This is a genomic window from Mesonia sp. HuA40, assembly GCF_008017835.1.
Classification (GTDB): Bacteria; Bacteroidota; Bacteroidia; order Flavobacteriales; family Flavobacteriaceae; genus Mesonia.
In genome coordinates this window covers 1-8,091 of the sequence record NZ_VRLT01000018.1, presented here as the reverse complement: position 1 = coordinate 8,091, position 8,091 = coordinate 1, and the positions used below count along the sequence as shown (strand labels likewise).

Here is an 8,091-nt window from a genome sequence, read left to right as displayed (position 1 = left end):
CTCTTTTGCTAATTAAACATCCATAAATTTAATTATTTATCTTTATATTTTCTCTTATGCAAGTCTAAAGGAGTGGGGGTTTTTGACGATAGAACAAAAATGCGAAGTATCGAGAACAAGTCGAAAAGTAGTGAATACTTTTATAGTTTCCATTATTATTTACTGCTAATCGAAAACTAAAAATACCCATTTCTTAATCCTCTACTTTTTTCCATTGCCGAAAAAAGTAGCAAAAAAGTCTAGGCTTACGAAACTAGCGCTAAATTGTAAGTTTGCAAGCTAAATTTTAGGAACTCACCCGATTTCCAATCGGTCTCAAACAGCCTAAAATTTTCAACGCTTACTGCACTGCCAATTTTACGCGCTATTTCCGATAGGCCGGGTTAAAATAGTATTTCTAATTATCCTTTTTAGTAAAATAACACGCCTTGTCAGTTCGAGTTTCGGATTTTTGGTGGTAAACCAAAAATTCGAAGTATCGAGAACAAGTCGAAAAGTAGAGAATTCCTTTATAGTTCCAATTCATTCACTTCTCGGTTCCACCTAAACGTTTAATGGGTAGCGAATAGGCTTAAGAAGAATAAAATCTGGTGGCGACTAGGGGAGAAGTAGCTTATTAGCTAGCGGTAAAACTTAAGGTCTAATACTGTTTGGCTTAGATAAAAAAAAACTGCGTTTCCACAAATGGAAACGCAGTTTTTATTCCGCGAAAGCGAACTATAAATTAGTCCTCATCATCGTCATACATATCATCCATCAACTCGATTTGTGCTTCGATAGCCGATTTTAGCGCAGCAGCCAAGGCTTGGTTGCCGTCTTGGTCTTGTGGACTTATAGTAATGGTACCGTCACCATCTAAATCGGTGGCGATACTTAAATCAACTAAACCGTTGATTCCTACCACGGCATCTAGGTCGAAATTGATCACCAATTCGCTGCTATTACCGTCAATTACCAAGTTGGTACCTTGGTCCTCATAATCTACTTCAATTTCTTCGTCAAAATCATGCCAGAAAACAAAAGGCGTACCGTTTATGCTTCCTTCTAATTGCATGCTTTTCCCAAAAAGGGCAGAGTTATTGTCTTCGCTTTTGTCAAATTCAAACTCTACTTCTTCATAAACGCCATTAGGAACATTTACGGTCGTTAAACTCACGCTGTTTTGCGCTAACAAATCTACCTCAAAAGGTCCGCGTAATTCTACCTCATCTTCGCTATCAAAATAAAGGTCTGAACCATTGCTGTCTCCCTCGGCATACTCCAATTCGATTTCTTTGAAGTTTACCATAAAGCTGTTTAACACAACCCCATTGGCGTTACGAGCGGTTTCGCCCGAATAATTTGCTGTTGATTTAATTGTTAACTGACCCTCATTGGCGTTTTTTACGCCATCATCGTCGCTAGAACAAGCGGTTAAAACTCCGCCTAAGGCTAAGGCCATACCGGCTAATTTCAAATTGCTCACTAATCTCATAAGTATGTGTTTTTTGTTTGTACTACTATAACGCCTGATTCTCGGTTTAGTATAGTGACCATGCTAAACCTTTCTTAAAATCCTTGTAAGGCGCTATACTTTAAGTCTTTTTTTACTTGTGGTTAGCAAATATTTAAGAATTTAATCTGCCTTTGCTCCTCCTAAAAGCGGTTGAAGTTGTTGGGCTAAAGATTGGAGTAGATGTCGCTCGTTAAGCACTTGGTACAAAATTTTTTAGCCAAAGTTAATTTTATTTAATTTTATCCAATAACTCGGTATTTAGTTCATTTTCAAAAATGAATTTATTTAATTTAATTTTATTGATTGACCAATCCCACCATTTTAAATTCTCTAGCTTAATGATGGTTTCTTCTTCAAATCTATAACCAATAACTTTGCCAGGAGAACCAGCTACAATAGAATATGGAGGAACATCCTTTGTAACAACACTATTTGCAGCAATAATTGCCCCGTTCCCAATTGTTAAACCTCCAAGAATCACACAATGGGCACCAATCCAAACATCATTTTTAATAACCAATGGTTTTGTTTTATAAACCTGTTCATTTTTCCATTTTTCTTTAAATAAATTTTGACCTATATAGTAAGAAGTTATTTTTTTGAAATTGTGATTATATGTTTGAATTGATACATTTCTGGCGATTGAACAAAAATTTCCAATTAAAATTTGACTCCGGCCAACAGTTAAATCTAAGTTTGGACCCCAAAGTGAAGTATAGCGGCCTATTTCAATATTGCCAGTTAAGGTACACTTGAAAAAACGGCAATTAGGCCCAGTTTTTATATTGCCATTGGCACTTACTCCATTTATATAGTTATCTATTCCTAATGAAATTTGTCCTCGAATATTCGAGTAATAAATTTTTGTTTTAGGGCCAATATCGGTTTTTTTAGAAATACTAGAACCTTTTATAATTGAGTTATTCCCAATTCTTGCATTACCATCTATATTATTAAGATTTTTCAATAATAAAGAGAGTTTGCTTATAAATTTATATTTTAAGGAATTAATCAAAATTTAAATAAGTTTTTAAAATTATATTTTTTGCAATAATATGTGTTTTTATGCTTTTTATTTCTCTCTTGAGCTTTTAATATTGAGATAAACTGGTGGTGAAAGTTCGGTTCGCTACTATCTAGAAAAAACGCTTTATTTTGTGCAATTAATTCTGGAAATGATTTTAAGCCAATTTTATGTAATAATACTGTTTGTACATCAAACATAGCTGCTTCTATAGTTGTTCCAGAAAAATGTGTAAGATGCAATTTTGTTTTTTTAAGTAATTCGGGTAGTGGTTCGTGAGAGGCTATATACAAATTTGATTTGGTGTAGATTTTATTTTTCCTCAGTAATTCTTCAATTTTATCATAACTATCGAGTTGTCTTGGGTGTAATCTTATTAACCAAGGTTCCTTCGTTTGAGTAATTAGGTTTAGGATAGGTTTTGAAAATAATTCTTCAAACGATGGAGGATTAGGTTGTAGGCTGTAAAGAATAAATCTTTTATCTTGAAAATTATCTATACGCCAATAATCAACCCAAGGATGACCAACTACTCTTACTTTGTGATGTTCATTATTTTTAATCCAACATTTTATAACATTTGCAGAAATTTTATCCCAACTCCAGAATTCTTGAGGTAAAGTTGAATAACCATTTTTTGGTACTCTTGACCAACTTCCGTATGCCAAATGAATCGAAGTTTGTGGGCCATGCTGCATTTCTACAGTCTTTATATTTAATTTCTTAGCCGCAGCAATTAGAGCATAATTGAACTCTGAATAATAGCATAAGAAATGAATTTGTTTAGCTTTAATACGGTTCAAAACAATTTTCGAAAAAATATATTTTGGAATAAATATCGAATTAACCCAATGTTTAAATTGTTTTTTTGAGTTTTTATCTGCAAAATCTTTGGTAATATTTGACCCTTTTAGGAATAGTATAAAATCCTCATATTGATTTAGGTGTATTTTGTATTTTTTTGATTTTAGTTTAACGTATATTTTCAACTTATTGAACTGAGGCTCATGAAACCTTATGTTTTTATAGCGATAATCAGCTAAATCTTTTTCAATACCGTATTCAAAATACATATAACTATTCTCTAAATTGTTTAACTGTATTAAGGGGTCAAAAAAACGATTGTAGCGTTTATTTTTGTGATTGACCCGATGCGAATCACTCCCTACGAATAAATATTTACATTTAGTTAATTGAAAATACCAACTTAAAAAATTTAGAAATCCTATTATTTTCTTGATATAGTTTTTAGTTTTTCTTTTTATAATATGATACTTACTTTTTTTTTTAAAATGGTTTAGGTCTCTATCAACAGCTTTTGAATTGTTTTTAATATCTATTTTATTTATAAGGTAAAAAAATAGTTTAATTCTAATTATTGGCCACAAGTGGATTTCATTTACTTTCCACTGGTCGACGGGAAACTTGTTTTCAATTTCTAATATAAAATCACGCATTTCGACTCTATTCTTCATCGTAATCAATTTAAAGAGAATTAATAAAAGATTCTATTAGTTTTTCACCTAATATTTCTTCAACAAATTCCCGAAAAGCGCCTTCTCCTCCTTCTCGCTGTGTAACAAAATTCACTTTTTGCTTTATGTAGTTGCTGGCGTTTTTGGGACAAGAACTAATTCCTACTCTTTCTAAAAGCATAAGGTCACCAAAATCATCACCTATAAAAGCTACTTGATTCAAATCGATTCCCAATTCATCACATAATTGCTCTGCGATTAATAACTTATTCTTAACTCCTTGGAATAAATATTGTACATTTAACTTTGCTGCTCTTCTTTTTACAATTTCCGTGTTTTCCCCTGTAATTATGGCAACAGGTATATTTACATATTTACATAATAGAATACCAGCACTATCTGATGTGTTGAATTTTTTTAGTTCATTTCCATTTTGATCATAATACATTCCTCCATCTGTCCATACACCATCTATGTCGGTGATAATCAATTTAGGTTTTTGCATTTTTATTTAATTTGGTTACCATAAATAATTTCATTTTTAGGAATATCCTTGATTATTGTTTTACCTATCACAAGTTGCCTTTCCGACCATTTAAAGCCGTCACCAGGGGATAGAAGATGAATGTCTTTTTCAGTAATTACTTGTCCTTTCTTTAAATTAACTTTTGAAGCTAAGGATCGTTCTAATTTTACTTTCGCTATTTCTGTGTTTGGCTCTATAAAAATAGCTTCTTGGCCCAATGCTTGATCTAAGATTCTTATATCTCTAACCATTCGGTATACTCCATCGGGGCCTAAAGAACCTGCTTGATCAGTACCTTTCATTCTCCTATCTAATGTGATATGTTTTTCGATAATTTTGGCACCCAATGCCACTGCGGCAACTGGTGTTGAAATACCTATGGTATGATCAGAATAGCCTATTACGTATTCACCATAGTTCTTAATTAAATAAGGAATTGTATTCAAGTTTACATTTTTTGGTTCTGTAGGATATTGTGATACACAGTGGAGAATAGAAATATTTGAATGATAATTTGCAATGGTTTTAATAGCCTCATCTAACTCAATTTTTCCAGCCATACCAGTAGAGATAATAATTGGTATTTTTGTTTCTGCTAATGCAGTTAAAAGTGGTATATTTGTGAGATCTCTACTTGCAACTTTTAATCTATCAGGAGTGAAGTATTTTAGCATTGTTAAGCAGGTTGGTGCGCATAGGGTTTCAACAAAATCTAAATTTTTTTCCTTTGCATATTTGTAAATTTCAAAATGCTCCTCATCTGTTAGTTCTAAATATTCACGATGTTGCCCATAGGTTTTTCCAAATGAATGTGGGGAATTGTATGGTTTTTTCATTTGACTATTTGAAAGTTCCATATTAAGATCACGCTTTGTTAATTTTACGGCATCCATTCCTTTCAAAGTTGTATCAGATACATTGTATTTAATTTCTCTAGAAATCAAATCAATAATTACTTTAGCTAATTCTACTGAACCGTTATGATTTTGACCTATTTCTCCAATTATATATGTCATTTACTGTATTTTTTAATGTTGTTCCGCATATCACGAATAATATTATCTTTTGAATTTATATAACAAATTAGTTTTTTTAAATCAAAATTATAGTTTTCATATTCACGATATAAAGTTTTTAAATTTTTGAAATCTACATCGTCATCCACAGTTAACCTTAAATATTCTTTGTCTGAAATATAATTAGGAATTACTGCTAAGTTTAATTTAAAATTTTTATTTTCATAAATGTAATTCGTAACGTGTTCCAAATAAATACTTTTTGATGTTTTTTGCGCTGTAGTTTTTAAAGCTTTCACCTTGACTATTTCACCAAAAAATCCAAAATGTTTTTTAATTACTGGAACATTGTCAACATCAACAAAGCTGTAATAATCATAATCGGTGTAACTTATTTTTAATCTATTCAAAAGTTTTTGTAGATAAAACATGTCTATGAAAGGGTTATCTGCGCAGATTCTAATAACAAATTCTAATTGATAAATTCTAGCAATATCCAAAAAACGTGATAAAACATTTTCTTCAGAACCACGATAATATTTAAAATTATTATTAACCGCAAATTTTACTATTTCATCATCAATTGGGTTATTTGAGGTAGCAATTATAGCTGGGTAGTCAGGAAATTCTCGCTTAATTCTATACATGATTAATTGTAAAATTGACTTATCATTATGAAATGGTTTAAGAACTTTACCTGGAAGTCTTGTTGAACCTAAACGTGCCTGAATTATAAAACCACACTTTTTTCTCATATACTATCCTTCATAATAATATTAGCTTCTTGAATAAAACCTTTTGGTCTATTCATTATACCAGTACCCCAATAGTCACCAGTTATTACTTTTAAACTTAAAGCGTTATTTAAGTTATCAATTACTTTGTGTGGTGTATTATACGCCATCTTCTCACTTATCATATAATTTAATTTATAACTTCCCGCCCGTAATTGTAATTTAGAAATGTGAATAATAAAATATCCCCTTGAGTAAATCTTGTTAAATTTAGTACCTAATTCATCTGTTGCAATAGTAGTGACCAATTCATCTTGATCATTCCTTAATTGTGTTACCAATGTTAATTGTTTAGCGTCTATTTCTAATTTTTTTTCATATTTGAAGCAAATAAAATACTCCAAACCAGTGTGTAATTCAAATACCTTTTGATTCTTATTATTCGTAACGAATATATCCTGAACCTCTAGTTTAAAATTACCTTTTCTATCGACACGATTTTTTATATTTACCTGAGCGATTTCTTCATCTCTAGATAAATAAAAATCTACACTCTCTTCGGCACTTCCTTCAAAAACGCTGGTACCATTTTCAAGCACAATCCCACGGGTACACAAGCTTTTTACCGAAGCCATATTATGGCTAACAAATAAAACGGTACGGCCTTGACCTTGAGAAATGTCTTGCATTTTACCAATGGCTTTTTTTTGAAATTCGGCATCGCCAACGGCCAAAACTTCATCTACCACCAATATTTCGGGTTCTAGATGTGCGGCTACGGCAAAGGCTAAGCGCACGCGCATACCGCTGCTGTAGCGTTTTACCGGCGTGTCGATATACATCTCGCAACCCGAAAAGCTTACAATCTCATCGAGCTTTGCTTTCACCTCGGCTTTGGTCATTCCTAAAATGGCACCGTTTAAAAATATATTTTCTCTACCGGTAAGTTCAGGATGAAAGCCAGTACCAACCTCGAGTAGGGAGGCGATGCGACCTTTGGTTTTAATGCTTCCGGTGGTTGGCCCCGTTACCCGAGAAAGGATTTTAAGCAAAGTCGATTTTCCCGCTCCGTTTTTTCCGATAATGCCTAGGACTTCTCCGCGTTTTACTTCAAAGTTGATATCGCGCAGAGCCCAAACATAGTCTTCTTTAGCCTTAGCCGAGCGGTCGTTTACCGCACCTACTTTGGCGTAGGGGTCGTCTTTACCACGCAGCTGGTGCCACAAGCGGTTCAAGTCGTGACTTAAGGTTCCGGTGCCCACAAGGCCCAGACGGTATTGTTTACTGATGTTTTCGGCTTTTAATATGATGTCGCTCATGCCTGTTTCGAAAGCTGTATTTACAATGATTCAATCAAAAAGTAAAAATATGAAATTCAATAGAAATCCCACCGCTTTTCGAGATATTGTTTTTTCTACTAAAATATAGTTACCACTACTTTTTAAAACGGCCTATCGAAAATAGTGCGTAAAATTGGCGGTGCTGTTCCAATAGTTCATATTGCACTAGATAAGAAGAGTGATATTCAGCAGCCCAATTCAATTAGCGATTCAAAGCAGATTTACTGATGCGTGATTGCATCGCGTTCTTTTTAAACATTTTCAATTCTTAAATCAACTAAAAAATAAGCACTTTGTTCCCAATCAAAATCCAACTTCAAAGAAAAGGCTACAAATTCTTTCTATTCATTTTTGCCTGATCAAAAACGAACCAAACAAAGTAGGTAATAAACGCTCTGTCACTTCGATTTCTATGACAAATCCAAGCTATTTTTATAATAAGTTTGATTTTTAATAAGAGCCAAAGCTATGTGTAAAAGTT

General features: G+C 32.8%; 7 protein-coding genes. All 7 read right to left on the bottom strand.

Annotated features, from left to right (window positions below; genetic code table 11):
* Nucleotides 1-724: 724 nt before the first annotated feature.
* The gene (locus tag FT993_RS01935; RefSeq protein WP_147860857.1) at nucleotides 725-1,474 is read right to left on the bottom strand and encodes a DUF4382 domain-containing protein; all 750 of its coding nucleotides are present in this window, start codon (nucleotides 1,472-1,474) and stop codon (nucleotides 725-727) included.
* Between the two features lie 250 nt (nucleotides 1,475-1,724).
* Complete coding sequence (locus FT993_RS12450) at nucleotides 1,725-2,510, bottom strand: CatB-related O-acetyltransferase (protein WP_255504398.1); 786 nt, start codon at nucleotides 2,508-2,510, stop codon at nucleotides 1,725-1,727.
* A complete protein-coding gene (locus tag FT993_RS01925) occupies nucleotides 2,507-3,592 on the bottom strand; it encodes a hypothetical protein (RefSeq protein ID WP_187240734.1) in 1,086 nt (361 codons plus the stop codon). The genes FT993_RS12450 and FT993_RS01925 overlap by 4 nt, the downstream gene beginning before the upstream one ends.
* 412 nt (nucleotides 3,593-4,004) lie before the next feature.
* Nucleotides 4,005-4,484, bottom strand: coding sequence for an HAD family hydrolase (locus FT993_RS01920; RefSeq protein ID WP_255504397.1), 480 nt, complete (start codon nucleotides 4,482-4,484; stop codon nucleotides 4,005-4,007).
* Between the two features lie 17 nt (nucleotides 4,485-4,501).
* Complete coding sequence (locus FT993_RS01915) at nucleotides 4,502-5,536, bottom strand: N-acetylneuraminate synthase family protein (RefSeq protein WP_147860854.1); 1,035 nt, start codon at nucleotides 5,534-5,536, stop codon at nucleotides 4,502-4,504.
* Nucleotides 5,533-6,291 (bottom strand): cytidylyltransferase domain-containing protein, encoded by a 759-nt coding sequence (locus FT993_RS01910; protein WP_147860853.1) that lies wholly within the window; start codon nucleotides 6,289-6,291, stop codon nucleotides 5,533-5,535. Before FT993_RS01910 ends, FT993_RS01915 begins: the two co-directional genes overlap by 4 nt.
* On the bottom strand, nucleotides 6,288-7,589 hold the full coding sequence (locus tag FT993_RS01905) for an ABC transporter ATP-binding protein (RefSeq protein WP_147860852.1): 1,302 nt from the start codon (nucleotides 7,587-7,589) through the stop codon (nucleotides 6,288-6,290). Before FT993_RS01905 ends, FT993_RS01910 begins: the two co-directional genes overlap by 4 nt.
* Nucleotides 7,590-8,091 lie beyond the last annotated feature (502 nt).